The following is a 22,249-nucleotide window of genomic DNA, read 5'->3' as shown; positions in this document are numbered from 1 at the left end:
GCTCATTACAGCTTCATTACAGCATCAATAAAAACATCGCCTCGTATTTCAAAGCTGTCATATTGATCCCAGCTTGCACATGCTGGAGATAATAGAATAACATCGCCTTCTGCTGACATCGGCGCCGCATAATGTACTGCATCCTCAACATTTTGGGCAATGACAGTTTGTTGTACACCACATGACTTCGCAAATTCTACAAAGCGTAATCCTGTTTCTCCAAAGGCAACAACACCCTTTACATGGCTCATGCATGGACGTAATTCTTCAAACGAATGTCCTCGATCTAAGCCACCTGCAAGTAAAATAACAGGTGCTTGGAATGCATCTAAAGCACTTTTTGTAGCTAAGCAGTTTGTTGCTTTTGAGTCATTGTAAATCTTGCGTCCGTTCCATTCACGCACGAACTGAGTACGGTGACGAACTCCTCCAAATTTCGCTAAAACTTCTTCCATTTTAGCTTTGTCACAGCCGACTAAAATACAAGCTGCGACAGCTGCTAAAATATTTTCTAAGTTATGCTTACCAGGCAAAGCGATATTTGCTCGATCTAGATACGGCTCACCTTGCCAGTAAATTGTTGTGTCATCCGCACTAATTCCTTCATTCGTACGTCCGTTAGAACTAAATGGTACCTTTTTAGCATTTGATTTTGTTGCATAGCCAACAACAATTGGCTGATCAGCATTATAGATAAAATAATCGCTTTCATCTTGATTACGTGTAACACCAAATTTTGCCTCTGCATAGTTGTCAAATGTCCCATGATAATCAAGATGCGCATCATAAAGATTTGTTAATATAGAAATTTTTGGCTTAAATGTTTTAATCCCCATTAATTGGAAAGATGATAACTCTGTAACAATTACATTATCCTTGTGTGCTTCTCTTGCAACACCACATGCAACTGTCCCTATATTCCCTGCAATTAACGGTTCTAAACCACCGTTATTCAGCATGTCGAAAATTAATGTTGTCGTAGTTGTTTTACCGTTAGACCCTGTAATACCGATAAACGGCGCTTCACTAATTAAATAGGCAAGCTCAATTTCTGTCCAAACGGGGATTCCACGGCTTATTGCATCTGCTACTATTTTGTTGCTATAAGGAATCCCCGGATTTTTCACCACTAATTCAAAGCCTTCATCGAGTAAATCCTCTGGGTGACGCCCACAAATAACCGTAATTCCTTTTTGCAATAGACCTTGCGCATCTGGGCTTTCATCAAATGGTTTTGAATCATTGACCGTCACAAAGGCGCCAAGCTCATGTAAAATCTCAGCTGCAGCCACACCACTTTTAGCAAGACCTAAAACAAGGACTTTTTTATGTTGTAAATCTGTAAAGTTTCTCATAAGAACGCCTCCGATAAAACTGCAATCAATGCTACTGCTAAAGCAGTTGACCAAAAGACAAGTACTACCTTCCATTCTGACCAACCTGATAATTCAAAATGATGATGAATAGGACTCATTTTAAAAATACGTTTTTTACGAAGTTTAAAGCTACCTACCTGTAAAATAACGGATAATGTTTCAATAACAAACACCAATCCAATTAATAACAGTAAGAATTCTACTTTTTCTAAAACAGAGACCATGGCTAAAGCTCCACCTAATGCTAACGAACCCGTATCTCCCATAAATACCTTTGCAGGATTCGCATTGAAAAGTAAAAATCCTAATAATGCACCTGTCACCGCAAATGCAAATAAGGCAATATCAGCTTGATCTTGGAATAGAGCAATAACACCAAATGCTGCAAAGGCAATGGATGCAGTACCTGCCACAAGTCCATCTAATCCATCTGTTAAATTCACCGCATTCGAGAAGCCAACTAACCAGAAAATTAAAAAGGCTATATAGAAATTACCAAGATCGATCGTCCAATCTGTCAATGGTATAGCAAGTGTTGTATCAAAAGATCCTACATGTAGTAAGAAATAAGCCAAGACCGCAATAACAATTTGACCGATAAGCTTTTGAAGTGATGTTAGTCCTAAATTACGTTTAAAAACAACTTTTAAGCTATCATCTAACAAACCGATTAACCCAAACCCTACTAATACTAATAACAGTACGACAGTTTGTGTTGTAAATAAATCTAAAAAGCTACCTACACCAACAGTAGTGAGGATAATGGCAAGTAAGAAAATAATGCCGCCCATTGTTGGTGTACCAGCTTTTTTCATATGGGATTTTGGTCCCTCTTCACGAATACTTTGACCGAACTTTAATCGGCGAAGAAGTGGAATACTAATTGGTGCCAGGATAACTGTTACTATAAAAGCAAGAGCTAAAATGGTAAGCGTTGTTGCGAGTTTCATTGAAAAATCTCCTTTAAATCTTGTTTCACTTTCTTCTTAAAGAAAAAAGCACAAACTTTCATGTATTTATTACTACCCTTCATAATAATAGTGGTTCTTTCCCATTTTTTAAAGGTAAAGTTAAATTAGTTTTCTAAATAAAGATGAATGGTGCCATCTTGTTTGATAACACTATCCACTTCAGGCAGTTGATTGCCAATTTTAGTCCCTTCTCCATGCCATACAATACGGAATGGATATTGTTGCTTGGCAATATCGTCCTTCGTTTGACCAATAAAACTTGGTACCTTCACAGTGATTGGGTCACCCCAACGATAATCCTTTTCAAGCTGTTCCTTCGATTTTTCAATGCCAACAAAAGGCGCAACATCTTCAATAATTTGACCAACGATTGGAGCTGCTATCACACCGCCAAACTGTGTTCCCTTTTTCGGGTTATCTACTGCTACATAAACGACAATTTGCGGATTATCCGCAGGTGCGAAACCAATAAACGATACGATATATTCGCCGTCTTTATAACGGCCATTCTCTACCTTTTGTGCTGTACCTGTTTTGCCGCCAATCCGTAATCCATCTCGGTAAGCTTGACGTCCTGAGCCCTTCGCTACAACAGATTCTAATGCACCTCGAACCTTTGCAGACGTCTCCTCACGAATAACCTGTTTTTTAACTTCCGGTTTAGTCTCTTCTATAACTTCTCCAGTATTAGGATTAAGAATTTTCTTCACAACATATGGCGTATAAAGCTTGCCCCCATTTATTGCTGCGGCTACTGCTTGCACTTGCTGAATTGGTGTAACGGCAACACCTTGGCCAAATGAAGTTGTGGCCTGCTCAACAGGTCCAAAAGAATCCTTGGAAAATAAAATCCCTGAAGATTCGCCAGCGATATTAGACCCTGTTTTTTCACCAAAACCAAAATCTTTAATATACTGTAGTAGTTTTTCATTACCTATTCGCTGACCTAATTCAATAAAGCCTGGGTTACAAGAATTTTCTACAACTTCGAGGAAGGTTTCAGAGCCATGACCCTCACGCTTCCAACAACGTAATCTTGCTCCAGCAACCATTGAATACCCTGGATCATAAAAAGTATCCTTCTCTAAATCCACTACATTTTCTTCTAAAGCAGCACTAAGAGTTATAATTTTGAACGTTGACCCGGGCTCATATGTCATCCAAACTGGTAAATTCCGATTGTAGATAGCAGGCTCTACCGTTTGAAATTCTGCTGGATTGAAGGTTGGATATGATGCTAACGATAAGATCTCGCCAGTGTTTGGATTCATGGCAATCGCCATTGCTTGGTCAGCATCATAACGCTCCATTGCCTGTGACAATTCACGCTCGACGACCTGTTGTACATCTACATCTATCGATAGCTCGATTGTTGCGCCATCTTCACCAGCCTTCCAGGCGCTCTTTACGTTCGGTAAATTATTCCCTTTCGCATCTGTAAAGATCCGTATTGCCGAAGAATTGGCCTGTAACAGCTTATCGTATTCATATTCAATTCCCGCTAAACCTTGTGCATCATAACCTGTGAAACCTAAAAAACGGGATAATAGTGTACCGTATGGATAATCCCTTGAATAATCGACACCACTATATAATCCCTCAATCTGCATACCTTGTAACTCCACTGCTTTTTCATAAGGAATGTTTTTCCCCTCAGGTGCCAGCTTTACTAAGTATGCTTTTTTCTTCATTTTTTCCAAAAGCTTTTGTTCATCTACTCCCAAAACTTGTGCAATTTTCGCTGCTGCCCCTTCAATATCCTTACTTTGCGAAGGCATGAAATATAAAGTTGGCGCAAGCTTATTTGTGACAATATTTTTCCCCTTACGGTCCGTAATATGCCCTCGCTCATTGGCAAAAGGAATTTCTCGATCCCAATTCTCTTCGGCTTTCTTTGTCAGATCTTTTTGATCTAATACTTGCAAGAATAACAGCCTAATAATAATCGCAGCGGCTACAAACATAAACAATACGTATAAAATACGCAATCGCTTTTTGGAATGGATAGAAATCCACTTCATTCGACATCACACCTTGTTTTTTACAACGTATGAAATAAAGTGGGCTTCTATTCAGGTTTATTCAGTTGTTTCACCCTCGGGTGGGGTCTCTACATCTTGCTTAAAGCTTTCAGCTGGCGTTTTCAGCTTCACGACAATCGGTGAACTATCTGAAATTACGGTACCTGCCGAGACGCTCTGACTAGCTACAAAGCCCTCTCCAACAACTTCAATTTCTAAATTTGCCATCGTCTTAAAAGCAAGTACATTGCGTAACGACCAATTGGTGAAGTCTGGCAGTGTTACATCACCTGCTGTTTTTAAAAACACAAAATTGCCTTTAACAAGTTTTTGAGGACCTTTTGGATATTGGTCAATAATTTTACCGCCACCACCTACAATAACGGGCTGTAGACCATCGTTCGCAAGCTCTACTTGTATAGCCTCAGCACTTTGACCTGTGTAATCTTGTATTGTTGTATCGTCAACATGTTTTACATCTTCTGGATTAACGTTTAAATACTTTAAACTATTTAACATAACTGGGTTAAATATTTTTGAAACTGGTATAGAACCTTGTTCACCCTGCTTTAACTTTGGTCTTTTTACCGAGACATACATGATGAGTTGAGGGTTATCTGCAGGAGCCATTCCTAGGAATGAATACAGATACTCGTTTGCATAATATTTGCCATCTGGCTTAGGAATTTGAGCAGTACCTGTTTTCCCAGCTACTTCATATTCATCAAGGATAAAGTCACTCGCTGTACCTTTCTCAGCTGTTAACGTAGATGCAAGGATTTCTTTTACTTGCTTCGCCGTGTCGGCCGAAACTGGTTTCCCCTTGACAATCGGCTCATGCTTTTTAATAATTTTTCCTGTCGAAGGATCAACTATACGATCTATGACATACGGTTGCATCATTTTCCCGTCATTCGCAATCGCTGTTAATGCTTGAATTAACTGAATCGGCGTTACCGTAGAACCTTGACCGAACGTTGTTGTCACTCGTTCTACTGGATATTTCGATAAAAGCTTTCCTGATGCTTCATTTGGTAAATCAATGCCTGTTTTTTTACCAAACCCAAATCGATCTAAATAGTCAAAAAATACATCCTCACCAATAAGCTTTAATAAGTTTGCCATTGCAGTATTGGATGAACGTTGGAAGCCTTGTAAATAAGTAATCGGACCCCAACCAACTTTATTGTAATCTTTAATTACACGATCAAGGACTCTGTATTGACCTGACATATATTTTGCATTTGGTTGCCACGCCCCTGTATCAATAGCCGAAGCGAGCGTGAACGTTTTCATCGTCGAACCTGGTTCAATGGTCTCTTCAATAGCCTCGTTCAACCATTTCATATTATCGCCTTCGCGTGTATCAGGATTAAACGTAGGTCGCTGAGTCATCGCTAAAATTTTACCTGTTTTCGGATCTGCCACAATAGCTGTCATCGCTTCAGGGTTATATTCCTTTTCAACCGATGTCATCGCTTCCTCTAAAAAGCTTTGAATTGTTTTATCAAGTGTTAAGTAAATGTCATCACCATTTTTCGCAGGTGTCACCATTTTTTCACTATTCGGCAATAAATAATGGAAAGCATCTGTCTCATACTCAACCTTACCGTCTTTTCCGGTTAGTTCTTTGTTATAAGTAAGCTCAAGACCCATTTTTCCTTTTGTCGTGAACGTCCCATCTTTATTTTCCTCTTTTAGCGCGAAACCAATTAAGTGCGAGGCAAAGATACCATTTGGATAATAACGTTTTAAATCGTTTATAAATAAAATCCCCGGTAATTTCTCCGCTTTGATTTTACTCATAGTGTCATGACTTATTCCACGGCCCGCACTTCCAAATTCAACTTGATAAGGCTTTTCGCCTTTATCATTTACTCTAGTAAGTTGTTTATAGATTTTTTCTTCGTCCATAGCAGGAATATATTCATGTAATATTTTCGCAGTTTTTTCTGGATCAACTACATGTTGAGGGTTTTTTTCATCCGTCGTGGCCTTCTCATTGACGATTGCGATTAGTCGATAACTAAGTGTATCCTCAGCGATGACTTGACCATTTGTATCGTAAATTTTCCCACGGCTTGCTGATATTGCACTTTCTTTGCTATATTTCGCAGCTGCCCTTGCCGCAAGCTCTTGTCCTTCCACTTCACCTGTCGCCTGTAACATAAACATTCTTGAGAACAATAGAAAAAAGAGCCCTCCATAAAAAATTAATAATAGAAAGGCTCCCCATTGGAATCGAAATCTCTTTTTTTTCATTCTCCCGGCACTACCTTTACATTTTTCTCATTTTGAGTTAAACCGAGTTCTTTAGCTTTTTTCCATATGTTTTCGTATGTAGAAAGTTCACTTACACGAACTGTCAAGTCAACATTCTTTTTAGCAATCTCTTCTGCTTCAGCTTCGATTTTTTGAATGTCCATGCTTGTTGTTTGAATTGCTGCTTGCTTATTTAAAGCTAGTACTGATAATACAGCAATAATGCTAACTAAAACTATTAGCATTGTCTTTTCAATCTTCTGGTTCGTTTTTTTGCGACGTATGGTAGTGGGTTGTGGGCTAGGGGGTGTTATCGGTTGTTGCACTTGTTGTTGATGGTGCTGCCTTACACGAACTGCTGCCATTTACTCACGCCCTTTGTCGTTAATTTTCTCAACCACTCTAAGCTTTGCTGAACGAGAACGATTGTTTACTGCTAATTCTTCATCAGAAGGAACAGTCGGCTTTCTCGTGATAAGCTTTAAAGTCGGCTTCATGTCATCGGGAATCACTGGTAAATTCGGTGGTAATTCCGGTAATGATGACGCTTCCTTAAAAATAGTCTTGCATAGGCGGTCCTCCAAAGAATGGAACGTAATGACACTAATGCGTCCACCTACGTTTATCATTTCAATCGCATCGACTAATGAATCCTCTGCCGCGCCTAGCTCATCGTTAACAGCAATTCGTATTGCTTGGAATATGCGCTTCGCTGGATGTCCACCTTTACGGCGAGCCGCTGCTGGAATACCCTCTTTAATAAGTTCTACAAGTTGGCCGGTTGTTTCGATCGGCGCCATCTTACGTGCCTCTTCGATTTTACGAGCAACTTGCTTTGAAAATTTCTCTTCTCCATAACGGAAAAATATACGTACTAAATCTTCGTATGCCCATTCATTCACGACATGAAAAGCTGTCAGTGTTGCCGTTTGATCCATGCGCATATCTAGCGGTGCATCATGGTGATAACTAAAACCTCGTTCTGGTGTATCTAGCTGTGGTGAAGATACGCCTAAATCATATAAAACACCATCAACTTGCTCAATACCAAGCGCTAATAGCTCTTCTTTTAAATAGCGGAAATTCGAATGAACAAATGTCACACGCTCAATATATGGCGCCAATCGAATTTTTGCATTGTTAATAGCTGTCATATCTTGATCAAAGCAAATTAAACGCCCTTTTTCAGATAATTGTTGTACTAAATATTCACTGTGTCCTGCTCCACCTAACGTACAGTCCACATACACACCATCAGGATCGATGTTCAACCCATCAACTGTTTCTTTTAATAGCACGGTTGTATGATCGAACATACCACTCGCTCCCTCCAGGCCTTAACTAAAAAAATTAAAAATCAAAGCCAATCATATTTTCTGCAATTTCATTAAAGGATTGTTCCGACTCACTAAAGTAAGCCTCCCAAGCATCTTTCGCCCATATTTCAATTCGATTCGAAACTCCTAACACGATACATTCTTTCACAAGATGTGCATATTGCATAAGAGTTGAAGGAATATTAATACGCCCCTGCTTGTCTATTTCTACTTCCGTTGCTCCAGAAAAGAAAAACCTTGCAAAAGCACGTGTATCCTTTTTGGTCATCGGTAAGCCCTTTAATTTTTCTTCGAGTTTTCGCCATTCATCCATAGGATAGCCAAATAAACAATTATCAAGTCCGCGTGTCACAACAAATGTTTCACCTAAGGCGTCACGAAATTTTGCGGGCACGATTAATCGTCCTTTCGCATCAACAGAGTGTTGATATTCTCCCATGAACATGCTATTCACCCCACTTTATTAAATAATGTACCACATCCCCCCACTTTCCTCCACTTTTTTTAAAAAAAACTTGACATTTTAACACTCAATGTGTGAATAGACCTTTAACAAATTATTGAATCCATGCTAAATGACATAAAAAAAGAGCTACCCTTAGTAGGTTAGCTCTCTATTTACTATTTATGTCGACATTGTTCATCAAATCAACATTGTATTAAATTGTTAATTGGGTATAAAGTTACAAACATTGGAATTATAAATAAATTAAATAGTGGTGATTGCCAATGCTATAATTTTGTTTCAGCATTTCAGTAATTAACATAGGTCCAAACTCATTGAAATATTGATAAGGATTATAAGTTCTTTCCTGGAATCCTTCATTTGGATATAACTCATTTTGTAGCGTCATAAATTTTCGAATTGTTGTTTCATGCTTGTTAAGAACAGTTTGTTCAACCTTTTGCTGTAAATACTCAAATTGCTTTAGATGATTCTCTTTATTTTTTACAAGAATTTTATCTAGCAATAAATGCTGCTCTTCTAAATAAAGTTGAAGTGCATCATATTTTTCTAAAAGTTCTCGTTGCATCGTCTGAATTTGACGTGTCACCTCAGTATCTTGTACTTCAGCAATAAACCGTTCTTTAAGCTGCAACGCTTTCCCATCCCAAACTTCAGCAACATTTAAACGATATTCACGTAAAAGTTGTTCTACGTGACGTGTGACAATCGTGATATGAAGACGCGGAGCAAAAATCGGCATTTGTAAGCCTAATACCGCAAATGCATCCTTCAATGTCGCCCAGTACGCAAGCTCCCCTGGTCCACCAACAAATGCTAGCACAGGCAATGTCATTTCCTGCATTAACGGACGCGTCACAACGTTATTACTTAACTGCTCAGGATGTTTTTCAGCAATTCTTAAAACTTCTTCACGAGATAGCTTGATATTTGCAGCTAGATTGACAAATTGCTGATTTTTTCTTTCTAAAAGATGTCGCTCCCCATCTTCTACATAGAATAAATTGGCCGCTTCGTTTGTTGCCAAAATAGGATTGCCATAGCCTGCACGTTCAAGCTCCACTTCTTTTTCTGTTACCACTTTAGCAATTTCTTCATTTTTATGAATGATACGGGTAAAATTCTCACGTTCATATTGACGGAATTTAAAGTCCGCTGCATCAATCATCAATAAACCTTCATCTTTAAACAATTGGTTCATAAGTTGCGCAAAGAAGTCCGTAAATGTGTCACACTTATTAAGAGTATCCGATAATTGTTTAATAAGCGTTTCAGTGAATTCTGTTTCACCCATATCTTTCGCAATAGTATTTATTAATTGTGTCATTGATTCTTTATTTATACTTGTTTCAGAAGCCATTGTTTTACGTCTTGAACGTTCACCGTAAGCTCGTTTTTTAATATCATCACCATGTACTGTATACGTATGGTTAATTTCCTCTAAATCATGATCTTCACCAGCTATCCAAAAAACAGGAACAACCGGTCGCTGAAGTTTTACACTTTGCTCTTTCGCTAATGCAATGACCGAAATCGCCTTATGCACCGAGTAAAGAGGGCCTGTTAAGATACCCGCTTGTTGTCCACCGACAACTGCAACAGCTCCTTGCTCTAGTTGTTGCAAATGTTCATTCGCTTTCTTTGATATACCAAGCGGCTCCATAAATTGACGTATGATGGCTGTTAATTCTTTTTGATCATACACATGCTGATCTAAATATTGCGCTCGTTTTTCAAAAGATTTATCGTTATATTCGTATTCAAAAAACTCATGGATGGCAGTATTCGGCGACCAATAATCTGCTAGCAAACGATTTTTTATGGGTACTCGGATTGACTCCAGTTTCATTTAACACAAACTCCTCTACTCACTAAATCATCTTCTTACTCTTCATAAGCAAACTTGAAATAAAATAAATCCCTTACTGTTACCTTAGAATGTTTATTCAAAATGACATTCCCTAACAAGTTTCGGAAAAACAATAATACGATTTTTGTTAGATACTCAAACGTTGTCGTACATTGGAATTTTATTTAATTTTTTGCACATATAGAGTTATTACTAAAAACAATATTTAATGCTATTATTTTAACGCTTATGGCTTCAACATGAAAAGAAAATGCTTAGACTGCCTGTAAATATTCTATAACAGATCTAATAACACCTACTATACAAATAACAATATACGCCGTACTTAGTACTAAAAATTGAAAGCGCCAAATTTTCCTAAGTAGCGATTTCACTTCAATTTCTTTTTTTGTTTGCCAATCAATATATGTAAAAATCATTGCCATCATTATCGCCAATGTTACTAATAGTGCACTAACATTGACATTCCATAGTACACCAATTGCTAGTGGTACCGAAAAAAACAAACACAAGGTTGTCACGTCCGATGCCATTCCAAAAGCATGAGTGCCTCGAATTTTAACCTTTCGACTAATTAAATAGACAATCACAAAAAGGAGGATTGGACAAAAAATAATGATACTTATAACAATATGTAAAAAATCTTTCAACGTCTTTCACCGCTCTCCTCTATCGCAAGTACTTGGTAATATAAAGTACGTAAAGTAGGCAAATTATGACCATTCGCTAAAGCTTTTTCTAGTATTACTCCTACAATCGTGTCAATTTCACTTTTTCTCCCCTGTATCCGATCCGCTAGCATAGATGATGTATTATTTGCTGTTTTTTCACATAAGTCTATCACCTTGAATAAAGGTATAGCTTGTTCTATACCTTCATAAGCATCCGTTAATTCTCGGTAGATAGTTTGCATTAACAAAAACGCTTGTTTATTCGTTACTAATTCTCCATTCTTCACTTGCAATATAGCCGTTAATGGATTAATCAAGCAGTTGAATACAGCTTTCTCAAATAACATTTGTTCAGCATTAGCAACCAATTCAACTGGATATAAGGAATTTCTTACTTGTAACAAATCGTTAAACGCATCACTATTCCCTCGCTCTATCGCAATTTTGCAAACTCCTACGCCTCTATGTTGCACAGTTGACTGATTTATCATTTGAGCACCGGATGACACAGAACAAAAGGCAATATTTTTTTGTGGCAAACGTAGTGCTTCGTCAAAATGCGCTAAACCATTTTGCATAAACAACAACGATACTGTACTAGGTAACGCAGATAATTGTTCGTAAAGTTCTTGTAATTGACCGTATTTAACAGCAATTACAATTAAATCTTGCTGTGGTAGCTCCACTAATTTCGTAGTTGAAGCAATTTTTTGTATAGTTTTCGTTCCATCAACATTCACTCGTGTTAAATATTTCTCATTAAGTTCATCTGCTTGTCCCTGCCTTCTTGTAACCAACGTTACAGACATACCAGACTCAGCTAAAAAACTTGCCGTTAACTGACCTACAGCCCCTGCACCAATAATCGCTACATCCACAATACATCACACCTCCCACATTTATAATGGACGATCTAACATAAGAGAACGCCCTCCTAAACAGTTCTACCGCAATTACATCTTAGCCGCTACCGTGACATCCTCCGGAGGCTTTAGGCCAACAGATGTTTATTGCTGCCGCTTCGCTTTCGCACAGATAAATTGCCACAGGACGTGGCGTTTTTAGACTGAGTTCCTCTATTTCTGCGGATGTTTGGACACCCACCAAAAGAAGTTAAATGGTCCTTTTTGTCCCTTTCTACAGAAGGAGGTGCCTTAGAATAATCTCTAAGGCACCTCCTATGCAGGTTCTTTTATTATACAGGATTGACTAAGTGTTTACGATAATATAAAAATTGAAAATTTAATCAGTGGTTTTTTTCCCATTGATTATCAATCTTCACCAATCGGGATTTTACGGACCGTAACCTAACTTCTTTGTTTTTACTAAATTTCAAGGTAGGAGCTTTGTATCTGACGCTTTACTTTCGGTACAAATCAATTAATGCAGGATAAATAATTGTTGAAACACTTAGCGCAGCATTATGTTTTCGTTCAAGTTTACATTTTTTCTAAGTACCTTACTCTACAATACTTTTACCTTTCGTCGCCTTCCTTATTCTAATCTTTCATTAAAGAATATCCTTGCTGCAACCATTTCACTAGTTTATCGTGTTCATTTTGTAAATCACGGTGCCTTACTTCGAGACTTTGATAGGCCTCTGTTAATTCATCAAAACTCGTTAACGCCAATTTCAAATGGCTTCGCATAGATTGTTGCGGCTGATTCCGCACAGCTAGTAGTGACTGACTATATTGACTACGTAATGTTTTATTCCAACGGAAACCACATGCTTGTTTTGTACGACCTAGTTCAGTAGCAGCCATTTCAAAAGCTTCTAACTGTGTTTTGCCATTTTGCACATTATGCAACACAATTTCTGCTAACCTTTCATCGTCTTCCTTCGTCCATTGATCTTTTCTTTTTTTCAATTCCATAATCTATCACCCTCGCATTTTTTACTACTATATGCATGAGCGGGCAAAATAGAATCATGGAATTCAAAAAGACAGTGATTATGTTTTGCTATAATCACTGCCGTTATACATTATTTATTGTTTTTCTTTGTTAGGAAATTAGCAACTGCCTCGTGGTGAGCTTCACTTTCCCACAATTTCGCACATGTACGAACTTCCTCCATAACACGTTCATACATATTACGCTCACGCCACTTACGAAGCTCAATTTCTTTATAAGCCTTATGAACAGAAGGGTGAATTTTACGCATTTGTTCGATAAAATCATTCAACGCCGCTTCTTTTGAACCTTCAAAAACACGCATCGCCCAGCCAATTTCATATAGTAATTCTGCCGGATAAGGCTTCGCATCGACTAGCATCTTCATCGCACGATCATGGCGAAGTCCTCGTTCGAATAAGTATGTACCTCCTCCCCAGCCGCTCGTAATTGCTAATGTCCCCTGTATAAAACCACACTTCGCATGACTTGCCACTAGACGAAAATCACAAGCTGTTGCAATTTCACAGCCTCCACCAACCGCTGTTCCGTTAATCAACGCAATCGTTGGTACAGGCAATGTTGCAAGGTCATATAATATTTTACCCATCTTACCTAACATCCCGAACGCCTCATCCTCTGTTTCGAGCGAATGAAATTCAGATAAATCGCCTCCTGAGCAAAATGATTTATCCCCCGCACCCGTCACGACTAAAAAACGTACATCATCATGATTTCGAATATATGTAATGACTTCTTGGAGTCCATCCATAACCTCATCATTAACCGCATTCCGTTTTTCTTCTCGATTAATCGTAAACGTCATAATACCTTCTTTGTTATCAATTATGTAAGCCACACTATTTCCCCCTTTGTCCCGATGGATAAATTGTATCATACAATTATTATAGTACTATATATCTTTTCGTTATTACCGAAAGATTCCGTCTTTTCAAGGCAACAAAAAGGCTAGTAAAGAGCCATGGTCTCTCTACTAGCCTTTTAAGTGAGCAAACACTGTATTATTTGCTTACTACTTCTTTACCTTTGTATTGTCCGCAAGCTTTGCAAACACGGTGTGATAATTTTGCTTCCCCACAGTTTGGGCAAGCTACCATACCAGGTACAGATAGTTTGAAATGCGTACGACGCTTTCTTTTTGCAGTTTTAGAAGTTCTTCTAAATGGTACAGCCATTGATGGCACCTCCTTACAGATCGTCTATTCGTCTGTTTGATCAAAATACTTAGCTAAATTAGCTAGTCTTGGATCCACTTTTTGTGCGTCAGCTTTTTTGTGTAGTTCAACGTCTTCATCTGTTGCGTAAGACCAGTTTTTACCACCTTGCACTTGTCCTTCGGTATTCTCCTTGAACACTTGCAAAGGTATTTCAAGAAGCACTAACTCCTCGATAACCGGCTTCATGTCGATTACTTCACCATCAATATAGTGAAGTTCTCCATCATCTTCCCCTCGTTTTTCCTCGTCAATCCAGCTGAAAACTTCAACTGTCTCAACTTCGATAGGAAACTCAACATCTTCCCACGTGCGTGCACATGGTAGTGTTAACGTTGCTGTCACAGTTAGCTGACATGTCATTTGCGATGCACCGAAAGTACAAAGCCCTTTTACATGAACGGGCGAAATTGCTCGAATATCCTGGTTTCGCTCCATCACCTCGTCCAACTGGACATAGGCATCGATTGGCATCCCGTTTTGGCGGTATTTAGATAATTGATGAATTGACCATTTCATTCGTTTAATCACCTCGAGACAACAATGTTGATTATATAATGTGTAAAAATAGATGTCAAGATAATTTCTTGTCACCACAATAAAACCCGCCTATAATTATATATTATAATAAGTGAATTTGCTCCAAATCATTCTATAATAAGCAAAAGGCTCCAAATTCACATGAACGAGAAGCAAATAATATTGATTAAAGGGGGCTTAAATTTGCAAGCAGTCGGAATAGTTGTTGAATACAATCCTTTTCACAACGGACATGCCTATCATTTGGAACAGGCAAAAAAAGTAGCACAAGCGGATATTGTCATCGCTATCATGAGTGGCGATTTTTTGCAGCGTGGTGAACCAGCCATGGTCGATAAATGGACACGCACAAAAATGGCTCTAGCAGGTGGTGTTGATATAGTCATTGAGCTACCCCACGTTTATAGTACCGCACCTGCAACTGATTTCGCAAAAGGAGCAATTTCCTTACTATCTGCAATTGGTTGCGATTCTTTTGCCTTTGGAAGCGAAGATGGTTCCATTCAACCCTTTATGAATACGTTTCAGCTCATTAATAGTCATCGCACTGAATATAACGTTCTTATTAAAGAAAGCCTTAAAACGGGTGCAAGCTATCCTAAAAGTCTACATTACGCCTATAAACAGCTTTCTCAAAAATTCCCTGCTACATACATTGATTTGGGACAGCCAAACAATATACTTGGTTTTCATTATATTGAGGCTGCCAAGGCGCTAGGTAGCAACATTAAGCCTTTAACGATCCCTCGCATTGTTGCAGGTTACCATGACGCTTTACAAGAAGGTGCATCAATTGCTAGTGCCACAGGAATACGCAAGGCTCTAGCAACAACCAACGCTCTACAAAGTGTGGAAGATTTTCTCCCTAAAGCATCGTTTGATTATTTAGCTGATTGGCACAAAAAATATGGTAAATTTGCAAGTTGGGAAACTTTTTGGCCATTTTTACAGTTTACACTTATTCGTCACACACCTAATGAACTTACGCGCTATGCTGAAGTAACAGAAGGCATTGAGAACGCTCTTATTAAAGCGGCGAAAACAAGTCATTCATTCAGTAGTTTTATGGAGAAAATTAAATCCAAGCGCTATACTTGGACAAGACTTCAACGTATGCTCACACACATTTATACCGGGTTTACAAAGGAACAGTTACAAAGCTTTGAAGCCCCATCTAGTATACGCTTACTTGGTATGAGTAAGAAGGGACAAGCCTACTTAGGGATGCATAAAAAAGACATACCTTTACCTTTAATCAGTCGTGTTGCAGCTATGGATGACGCTATGCTTGCTGTAGATATTCATGCAGCAGAAGTTTACAATTTAAGTATAGAACATGGAACAAAAGAGCAAAGTCTTCCTAAAGATTATCAAACACCACCGATTCGGTTTTAAGCAATAGAAGACCACAATAAAAGGATGCCAGAAATTCTTCTAGCATCCTTTTATGTTGTTGAAAAAAATGGTCAAGGAATGTCGTGGCACTTTAAATGAGGGTGATTTCCATTCCAGGCTACTCGCTTTCCTGTGGGCGAGCGTTGAGCCGCTTCCTCCGCTTACGTTGCTGCCGCTTTGCTTTCGCACGGAAAACACTCGCTCCGTGCAGGGTCTCACCTGTCTCGCTTTCCCACGGGAGTCGAGTAGCCTTCCATTCCAATCAACAATAGTGTAGAACTTATATAAATTTTGTGCATTTCAAAAGTAAACACTATGACTACTCATCATAATCAAACAAATTCGACTTATTACAGTGACGCAATTGTACATCTGCTATTACTGCCATATGTATTAAACATTTGTTGCCATCGTTGCACTTTCGCATAGAGACACCTTGTTGCTGCTGCTACGTTAGAACTACGCTTTCACACAGATAAAACCCTGTTGCCGAAGTTTCTTTTTATCACAATTAGAGTGACCAGAAGATACATGCTGAGAAAGTGGTTGATTGGAGTGGAGGCTGGGCGACTCCTCGGGGATCAGCGTCACAGATGAGACCCTGCAGCGAAGCGAAGCGGCTCATCGGACGCCCCCAGGAAAGCGCCCAGCCGGAACGGAAATCACTTTCATTTAAAGTGCAACAACATTCACATTATTTTTCAACACTATAAAAAAGATGCCAGAAATTCTTCTAGCATCTTTTTTATTTTCTTATTTCGGCTGTAACTGTTTTAAATATTCGATTGCATCATCAACCGTTTTAACCGGAACTATTTTCATTTTTGTTCCAATATCTTTAGCAGTCTTTACTGCTGTAGCATAATTGGACTCCAGTTCAGGATATTTAGCTTTCATTTCTGGAGAAATTTCATCATCTGGTGCAAAAAAGATTTCCATACTATCACGATCAGCAGCAATGACTTTATAGTCTATTCCTCCGATTCTTCCAACAGAGCCATCAACCAGCATTTCCCCTGTCCCCGCAATAGCATAGCCTTTCGTTAAATCTTCATCGAGAAGTTGATCCAAAATTTCTAAAGTAAACATTAGTCCAGCAGACGGACCTCCAATATCCTCGGTTTTCATAGACACATTTGGATTTGTTTCAATAGATTTACTTTCAGTATAAGTAATACCTAAACCAGCCCTTTTCTCTTCTGATCCAGGGATTTCCTTTAATGTAATCGTTACCTCTTGTTCTTTTTTATTACGTATAAATTTAATTGTCACGTTATCTCCAAGCTGCTTTGGCTTTAAAAGATCTACAAGCATTTGTTGGTTTGTAATTTTTTGTCCGTCAACTTCAATAATTTCATCACCAGCTTTTAATAAATTATCCGAAGCACCGCCATCAAGGACATTTAATACAAAAACACCGTTAAAAAGAATTTTTGTTGGAATGTCGGCTCTCTGAAAAGCTACATACTTTGCATTAAATTGAGAATCAGACATTAATTTAAGCTGCCGAACATTATATTCCTCTTCATCCTCCAATGGATTGCGAACTTGGGCAATATCCATTAATTTTTGATATTTTTGTGTTTTCGCCCACAGATATGAAAAAGGCGTAGCTTGCTGCATAGCCACCGTCATTAAACTCATGGAACCTTTATCATCAGTGTGTCTATTGTCCACGTTAACAAATTTACTGACATCATAAGCACTTCCTGGCTTCATGATATAAGCGTCTAGTCGGTATAACATTAAAAAACAAATCACGACTATTAACACTGCATAAATACTAATTTTTTTCTTCATTAGAAAAACACCTCCTAGGACGCTCGCAAAACCATACGTTCATGTTTTTGCCTTTTTTACATATATTGATTTTAGCATTTGCCTATGTGAATGACAAAAAGTTGAAACGAGATGATAACATGTATGCGATAATTCAAATAGCGATTTGCATAGTTCTTATTCTATTACTCTTGTTATTCCCACAAACTGCTCATAACGGTACTGATTTAGGTTTAAATCTTTTTATGGAGGCCCTTTTCCCGTATTTATTACCTTACCTTATTTTAACGCAATGGCTTCTCCGTTTAACGGCTCCTATGCGAGCGAAAACAAAAAGAGCTTCTTTATACGTACAAGCCTACATTATTAGCGCACTTGGGGGATATCCATCTGGAGCAACAACCATTGTTTACTTAAAAAACAGTGGGCAACTACATCCTAAAGAAGCAAATTTTTTATTAGCCGTATGTCACGCACCAAGTCCTCTTTTCGTGCTAGGCTTTGTAAGCCTTGATTTATTACACAGTAATACGTTCGGATGGATGTTTTTATGTTTACTACATAGTTTTAATATTTGTTGTTTAATAACTGGTTACTTCTTATTTCGTAAAACGGATCCTCCTAGCATCTCCATCCACAATACACCTTTGCATACAGCACCATTTTCTGAAAGCATTAAAGAAACAGCACCGACAATACTATTAGTTGGAACTACAATAATTTTTTTCACTACCATCCAGACGATTGTCCAGCAAGGCTTAGATTCGCTGCTACCTAAACTTCCCTATACAGCTGAGCTTTCCATAGCTGCAATTCTTGAAGTTACAAATGGTCTTAAAATGACTGTCTCAGCTTTTCCGAATCTTTCCTATTTACCATTACTAGTTGTAATGTTGTTAACCATGCAAAGTATAAGCATTCACTTACAAATTTTTGTTATTGCGAAATCAGCCAAACTTTCCGTTCGACCATATATAAAATTCCGCCTACTTAGCATAATCATTGTACCCACTATTTATGCTCTTTTTTTCTTAAAATAAATAATCATCTACCTCCTCATCTTTAGAGTAAAGGTGAGGTGATGCTTTTTTTAGATTGTAGTCAAGACTGGACTTAGGAGCAAGCACAACAGAGGAATTCAATTATTTTCCTACTATAACAAACTTTATAAATTGTAACAGTAAATAACAGCGGAAAATATTATGATAATTCCTCAAAAAAAAGGGGATGTCTTAAAAATAAGACATCCCCTTTTTTTGGTTTATTTATTAAAACTATACTTTTCTTTCAAAGCTTCTACAACACAAGCAGGAACAAGCTCGCTGACATCACTACCGTATTTCGCAACCTCTTTGACAATGCTTGAGCTTAAGAATGAATATTGATTTTTTGTCATGATGAAAAACGTTTCAATGGTTTCATCAAGAAAACGGTTCATCGAAGTAATTTGCATTTCGTATTCAAAATCCGAAACAGCACGTAAACCACGGACAATCGCTTTTGCTTTTTTTTCCTTAGCATAGTCTATTAATAGCCCAGACGAACTTTCAATACGTACATTAGGCAATGTTTTAGTAACTTCAGCCATTAAAGCCATGCGCTCTTCTACTGAAAATAATGGGTGCTTGGATGAATTATTTAAAACAGCAACATAAACTGTGTCAAATACATCTGCCGCCCGTTTAATAATATCTAAGTGACCAAATGTCACCGGATCAAAACTTCCAGGAACTACAGCAATCTTCTCTGACAACTTATTCTCCCTCTTCTCTGTGCAACGATCAATTTCGCCTTGGCGTAATTGTAGCTGTCGCTTCGTTTATACTCCGCTTTCGCACATATAAACCGAAATAATCGTTCCACCATATGTTTCTTGTCTTTTTAATACAAAGTCCCCAAATTTTTGTGGTAATTCTACTTCTTTTGCATGCTCACATAAAATAATGCCATCCTGTTGAATTTTATCATTGTCGACAAGAATCTGCACTAAGTCATAATATTCTTTGTGATGATATGGTGGATCTAAAAATACTAATTTAAACGTTATATCACGTTTTAATAACGCTTTCACAGCACGTTTCGCATCTATACGAAATAGCTCAGAACAATCCTCGTAACGACATTTTTTTATGTTTTCCTGTAGCACTTGGAACGCCTTTGCATCCTTTTCGATAAAAACACCGTGCTCAGCCCCTCTACTTAAAGATTCGATACCTAAGCCACCGCTCCCTGCAAATAAATCGAGCGCTATACCGCCATCAAAGAATGGACCAATAATATTAAATATGGATTCCTTTACTTTATCAGTTGTTGGTCTCGTTGTATTCCCCGCAATCGCCTTTAATGGCATCCCTTTACGTTCTCCTGCTACAACTCTCATAGGCAAATCACCGTACTTTCTTATTCCATATATCAATTTCGCCTTGGCGTAATTGTTGTTGTTGTTGTTGTTGTTGTTGTTGCTGTCGCTTCGCTTTCGCTACAAAAAACATGCTAAATGAAGATAAAAGCATTTTTGCAGCGAAAGACGAACCTCCGCTGCAAAAAAAATTATTTTTGTTCTTGTTCTTGAGTTAACATCTTGATATTAATACGACCATCACTTTTTTGTAATTCTACTAAAAATAATCGTTGTAGCCAAGCTTCTTCAACATAATAATTATTGGCAATTTTAATAATCGGTTCTGAAATAGTAGAATATCTACGTTGATTAAATACATAAAATCCTGGTTCTTTCGGGAATCGGAAAGTACGATTATCACCATTGATATAATATCCATTTTCACCTTCACCAGCAGTATAGCCTAGATAAGGCAACAATGTATCAGCAGTATATAATACTTGTCCTTCATAAAGAATTACATGAACATCTTCTCTCAAAACGTCATTAACGTAAACACTTCGATCATCCTCAAATAATAGTGGATATGTGCCATTTTCTTGAGCCGCATTCAACTTAAAATAAGACGTTTTTGCATCTAACACTCCGGATAAAATATCGTCCATTGATGCAGGGGAAATCGGCTCTTCCCCAAGTTTATTCAAAGCTTCTAGCCATGCTGACTCTTGATTAGCTGTCATATATTCTTTTAACGTCTTCACAATTTTTTTTGCTTTATCTGAACCAATCGTATCCTTCACTAAATAGGATGCCACAACTTCCGACAACCATGTTGGTGAATCTTCAAACTTATATTGGGACTTTATTTGTGATAGTATAACTTCTTGTTCAATAGCTTGTTCAGTTAGCTCTGGCAAAAATAAAAGTCGATCATCATGTTCTTTCACTGGATTCTTTTCTTGAATAATAGCAATGTGTTGATCATTCAAAAACTTTAAATTTTCCAATGATTTTAAGAAATCCTTCGAAATAGCTCCCGGGGCATAAATAGATAACACAGGGGTTTGCTCTTGTACTTTTAAATTACCCGTTTGCCAATAAATATCACGAACTGTACCATATCCACTAAACATTGTATAGTTAACAAGTGATAGTTTTTGCTGACCTACTAAAGGCAAGCCCGTTATCCACTGACCAACAATTTTACTATCAGTTGAAATATGTACAACGGAATAAGATGCATCACCATTCGTTAATGTGGCGAAAACATTTTGGATGAGCATTTTATCTTTTAAGCCACCCTCAATTGGAATTATGTATGAAACAGATTGTGATTTAGTCTCTCCTTTTTTAAAATGTGAGACTTCTTTTGATAAGCGATCACAGCTTTTTTCGTTATCAATAAAGCAACTTGGATTTACCGCATTTTCTGGCCACTTTATTTTCACTTTTTGGTTGGGTAAATTTTTAAAATGTTGACGAATATCCAAGCTATTTTCTCGATAGACAATTTCTATCTCTTGAGAATAATGGAATTCACCATCGCCTGTTTCTAAGTCAGAAGAATAAGCATGGTACTGGAAAAATATCGTTCCGGTAATGATTAGTGCTAGAATAGAAAAAAAACTCATTGCAAATTTCATGTGCTTGACCTCCCGCAGCATGATACTATGTGTATTGGAAAGGATGTGCAATTATTATGCCACAACAATTTATAGAATTAGGTGAGGGCTATGGTGATGTTTATGAGCTACTTGAAATAGTGAAAACCAATCAAGATCGCTTCCACCAAGCCTTTATACTAACATCCACTAAAGAAGAAAAAAAGGTTGCCTCTTTAGCAGTCGCCTTAAAACCAGTCGGTGAAAGTAAATTCATGCCGATTTATATTTGTCGAGAAGGCATCCCTTATAATGAAGAGCAGCCTTCACAGCGACAAAAAATATTTGAAGAAAGTATTAAACGACTAGATAGAAAAGCGGTTGTTGTAGAAATAAAGCACTCTTCTATATTTTCGGAAGCAAAACTATTTTATCAATACTTAATTGGAATAATGAGACTTCATCACTATATTCCAGCATTAACATAA

21 protein-coding genes are annotated in these 22,249 nt (G+C 37.8%); 3 read left to right on the top strand and 18 right to left on the bottom strand.

The window, feature by feature from the left end:
* Nucleotides 1-5: 5 nt before the first annotated feature.
* From murD to ABH968_RS16320, 14 genes are all read right to left on the bottom strand, one after another.
* Complete coding sequence (gene murD, locus ABH968_RS16385) at nucleotides 6-1,355, bottom strand: UDP-N-acetylmuramoyl-L-alanine--D-glutamate ligase (RefSeq protein ID WP_370045594.1); 1,350 nt, start codon at nucleotides 1,353-1,355, stop codon at nucleotides 6-8.
* Entirely contained in the window at nucleotides 1,352-2,326 is a 975-nt protein-coding gene (gene mraY / locus ABH968_RS16380; RefSeq protein ID WP_370045592.1) for a phospho-N-acetylmuramoyl-pentapeptide-transferase, read from the bottom strand. Before mraY ends, murD begins: the two co-directional genes overlap by 4 nt.
* Before the next feature lie 125 nt (nucleotides 2,327-2,451).
* A complete protein-coding gene (locus ABH968_RS16375; RefSeq protein ID WP_370045591.1) occupies nucleotides 2,452-4,368 on the bottom strand; it encodes a stage V sporulation protein D in 1,917 nt (638 codons plus the stop codon).
* 57 nt (nucleotides 4,369-4,425) lie between these two features.
* Nucleotides 4,426-6,630 (bottom strand): penicillin-binding protein, encoded by a 2,205-nt coding sequence (locus tag ABH968_RS16370; protein ID WP_370045589.1) that lies wholly within the window; start codon nucleotides 6,628-6,630, stop codon nucleotides 4,426-4,428.
* Nucleotides 6,627-6,995, bottom strand: a complete 369-nt coding sequence (gene ftsL2 / locus ABH968_RS16365; protein ID WP_370045587.1) for a cell division protein FtsL — start codon at nucleotides 6,993-6,995, stop codon at nucleotides 6,627-6,629. The genes ABH968_RS16370 and ftsL2 overlap by 4 nt, the downstream gene beginning before the upstream one ends.
* Nucleotides 6,996-7,946: a 16S rRNA (cytosine(1402)-N(4))-methyltransferase RsmH gene (gene rsmH, locus ABH968_RS16360; RefSeq protein ID WP_370045585.1), complete on the bottom strand. Its 951-nt coding sequence runs from the start codon at nucleotides 7,944-7,946 to the stop codon at nucleotides 6,996-6,998.
* A gap of 34 nt (nucleotides 7,947-7,980) precedes the next feature.
* Nucleotides 7,981-8,412: a division/cell wall cluster transcriptional repressor MraZ gene (gene mraZ, locus ABH968_RS16355; protein WP_053483400.1), complete on the bottom strand. Its 432-nt coding sequence runs from the start codon at nucleotides 8,410-8,412 to the stop codon at nucleotides 7,981-7,983.
* Nucleotides 8,413-8,665: 253 nt separating this feature from the next.
* Nucleotides 8,666-10,282, bottom strand: coding sequence for a bacillithiol biosynthesis cysteine-adding enzyme BshC (gene bshC / locus ABH968_RS16350; protein WP_370045583.1), 1,617 nt, complete (start codon nucleotides 10,280-10,282; stop codon nucleotides 8,666-8,668).
* A gap of 275 nt (nucleotides 10,283-10,557) precedes the next feature.
* A complete protein-coding gene (locus ABH968_RS16345) occupies nucleotides 10,558-10,953 on the bottom strand; it encodes a DUF3397 domain-containing protein (RefSeq protein WP_370045581.1) in 396 nt (131 codons plus the stop codon).
* A complete protein-coding gene (locus ABH968_RS16340; protein WP_370045580.1) occupies nucleotides 10,950-11,852 on the bottom strand; it encodes a ketopantoate reductase family protein in 903 nt (300 codons plus the stop codon). Before ABH968_RS16340 ends, ABH968_RS16345 begins: the two co-directional genes overlap by 4 nt.
* A 621-nt stretch (nucleotides 11,853-12,473) precedes the next feature.
* Nucleotides 12,474-12,851, bottom strand: coding sequence for a transcriptional regulator (locus tag ABH968_RS16335; protein ID WP_370045579.1), 378 nt, complete (start codon nucleotides 12,849-12,851; stop codon nucleotides 12,474-12,476).
* A 110-nt stretch (nucleotides 12,852-12,961) separates the two neighbouring features.
* A complete protein-coding gene (locus ABH968_RS16330) occupies nucleotides 12,962-13,729 on the bottom strand; it encodes an enoyl-CoA hydratase/isomerase family protein (protein ID WP_370045577.1) in 768 nt (255 codons plus the stop codon).
* A gap of 163 nt (nucleotides 13,730-13,892) precedes the next feature.
* Nucleotides 13,893-14,066 carry a 50S ribosomal protein L32 gene (gene rpmF, locus ABH968_RS16325; protein ID WP_010858320.1) on the bottom strand — a complete coding sequence of 58 codons (174 nt, stop codon included), beginning with the start codon at nucleotides 14,064-14,066 and terminating at the stop codon, nucleotides 13,893-13,895.
* A 24-nt stretch (nucleotides 14,067-14,090) separates the two neighbouring features.
* A complete protein-coding gene (locus tag ABH968_RS16320) occupies nucleotides 14,091-14,624 on the bottom strand; it encodes a YceD family protein (protein WP_370045575.1) in 534 nt (177 codons plus the stop codon).
* A gap of 204 nt (nucleotides 14,625-14,828) precedes the next feature.
* Between ABH968_RS16320 and ABH968_RS16315 the strand changes: the two genes are divergently transcribed.
* Nucleotides 14,829-16,040: a nucleotidyltransferase gene (locus ABH968_RS16315; protein WP_370045573.1), complete on the top strand. Its 1,212-nt coding sequence runs from the start codon at nucleotides 14,829-14,831 to the stop codon at nucleotides 16,038-16,040.
* A gap of 753 nt (nucleotides 16,041-16,793) precedes the next feature.
* Here the strand turns inward: ABH968_RS16315 and ABH968_RS16310 are convergent.
* Nucleotides 16,794-17,840: a SepM family pheromone-processing serine protease gene (locus ABH968_RS16310; protein WP_370045572.1), complete on the bottom strand. Its 1,047-nt coding sequence runs from the start codon at nucleotides 17,838-17,840 to the stop codon at nucleotides 16,794-16,796.
* A gap of 119 nt (nucleotides 17,841-17,959) precedes the next feature.
* Here ABH968_RS16310 and ABH968_RS16305 point away from each other — a divergent pair, with 119 nt between their 5' ends.
* On the top strand, nucleotides 17,960-18,859 hold the full coding sequence (locus ABH968_RS16305) for a hypothetical protein (protein ID WP_370045570.1): 900 nt from the start codon (nucleotides 17,960-17,962) through the stop codon (nucleotides 18,857-18,859).
* Nucleotides 18,860-19,080: 221 nt separating this feature from the next.
* Here the strand turns inward: ABH968_RS16305 and coaD are convergent, their stop codons facing one another.
* From coaD to ABH968_RS16290, 3 genes are all read right to left on the bottom strand, one after another.
* A complete protein-coding gene (coaD, locus tag ABH968_RS16300) occupies nucleotides 19,081-19,572 on the bottom strand; it encodes a pantetheine-phosphate adenylyltransferase (RefSeq protein WP_370045569.1) in 492 nt (163 codons plus the stop codon).
* Nucleotides 19,573-19,638: 66 nt separating this feature from the next.
* Nucleotides 19,639-20,199: a 16S rRNA (guanine(966)-N(2))-methyltransferase RsmD gene (gene rsmD, locus ABH968_RS16295; RefSeq protein ID WP_370045567.1), complete on the bottom strand. Its 561-nt coding sequence runs from the start codon at nucleotides 20,197-20,199 to the stop codon at nucleotides 19,639-19,641.
* Between the two features lie 170 nt (nucleotides 20,200-20,369).
* Nucleotides 20,370-21,803, bottom strand: a complete 1,434-nt coding sequence (locus ABH968_RS16290) for an RNA polymerase II (protein ID WP_370045566.1) — start codon at nucleotides 21,801-21,803, stop codon at nucleotides 20,370-20,372.
* Between the two features lie 56 nt (nucleotides 21,804-21,859).
* On the opposite strand from ABH968_RS16290, the gene ABH968_RS16285 reads away from it, so the two are divergent.
* A complete protein-coding gene (locus ABH968_RS16285; protein WP_370045564.1) occupies nucleotides 21,860-22,249 on the top strand; it encodes a DUF7147 family protein in 390 nt (129 codons plus the stop codon).

Origin of the sequence: Lysinibacillus sp. RC79, from assembly GCF_041262405.1 — a bacterium.
GTDB lineage: Bacteria > Bacillota > Bacilli > Bacillales_A > Planococcaceae > Lysinibacillus.
This window is presented reverse-complemented; position numbering and strand designations above follow the sequence as displayed.

What these genes read in the sequence shown, in the direction of transcription:
- mraY (WP_370045592.1), bottom strand. Translation starts at nt 2,326, where the DNA reads ATGAAACTCGCAACAACGCTTACCATTTTAGCTCTTGCTTTTATAGTA.
- rsmD (WP_370045567.1), bottom strand. Translation starts at nt 20,199, where the DNA reads ATGAGAGTTGTAGCAGGAGAACGTAAAGGGATGCCATTAAAGGCGATT.
- murD (WP_370045594.1), bottom strand. Translation starts at nt 1,355, where the DNA reads ATGAGAAACTTTACAGATTTACAACATAAAAAAGTCCTTGTTTTAGGT.
- ABH968_RS16320 (WP_370045575.1), bottom strand. Translation starts at nt 14,624, where the DNA reads ATGAAATGGTCAATTCATCAATTATCTAAATACCGCCAAAACGGGATG.
- ABH968_RS16290 (WP_370045566.1), bottom strand. Translation starts at nt 21,803, where the DNA reads ATGAAATTTGCAATGAGTTTTTTTTCTATTCTAGCACTAATCATTACC.
- ABH968_RS16375 (WP_370045591.1), bottom strand. Translation starts at nt 4,368, where the DNA reads ATGAAGTGGATTTCTATCCATTCCAAAAAGCGATTGCGTATTTTATAC.
- ABH968_RS16370 (WP_370045589.1), bottom strand. Translation starts at nt 6,630, where the DNA reads ATGAAAAAAAAGAGATTTCGATTCCAATGGGGAGCCTTTCTATTATTA.
- rpmF (WP_010858320.1), bottom strand. Translation starts at nt 14,066, where the DNA reads ATGGCTGTACCATTTAGAAGAACTTCTAAAACTGCAAAAAGAAAGCGT.
- ABH968_RS16310 (WP_370045572.1), bottom strand. Translation starts at nt 17,840, where the DNA reads ATGAAGAAAAAAATTAGTATTTATGCAGTGTTAATAGTCGTGATTTGT.
- ftsL2 (WP_370045587.1), bottom strand. Translation starts at nt 6,995, where the DNA reads ATGGCAGCAGTTCGTGTAAGGCAGCACCATCAACAACAAGTGCAACAA.
- bshC (WP_370045583.1), bottom strand. Translation starts at nt 10,282, where the DNA reads ATGAAACTGGAGTCAATCCGAGTACCCATAAAAAATCGTTTGCTAGCA.
- ABH968_RS16305 (WP_370045570.1), top strand. Translation starts at nt 17,960, where the DNA reads ATGTATGCGATAATTCAAATAGCGATTTGCATAGTTCTTATTCTATTA.
- mraZ (WP_053483400.1), bottom strand. Translation starts at nt 8,412, where the DNA reads ATGTTCATGGGAGAATATCAACACTCTGTTGATGCGAAAGGACGATTA.
- rsmH (WP_370045585.1), bottom strand. Translation starts at nt 7,946, where the DNA reads ATGTTCGATCATACAACCGTGCTATTAAAAGAAACAGTTGATGGGTTG.
- ABH968_RS16285 (WP_370045564.1), top strand. Translation starts at nt 21,860, where the DNA reads ATGCCACAACAATTTATAGAATTAGGTGAGGGCTATGGTGATGTTTAT.
- ABH968_RS16335 (WP_370045579.1), bottom strand. Translation starts at nt 12,851, where the DNA reads ATGGAATTGAAAAAAAGAAAAGATCAATGGACGAAGGAAGACGATGAA.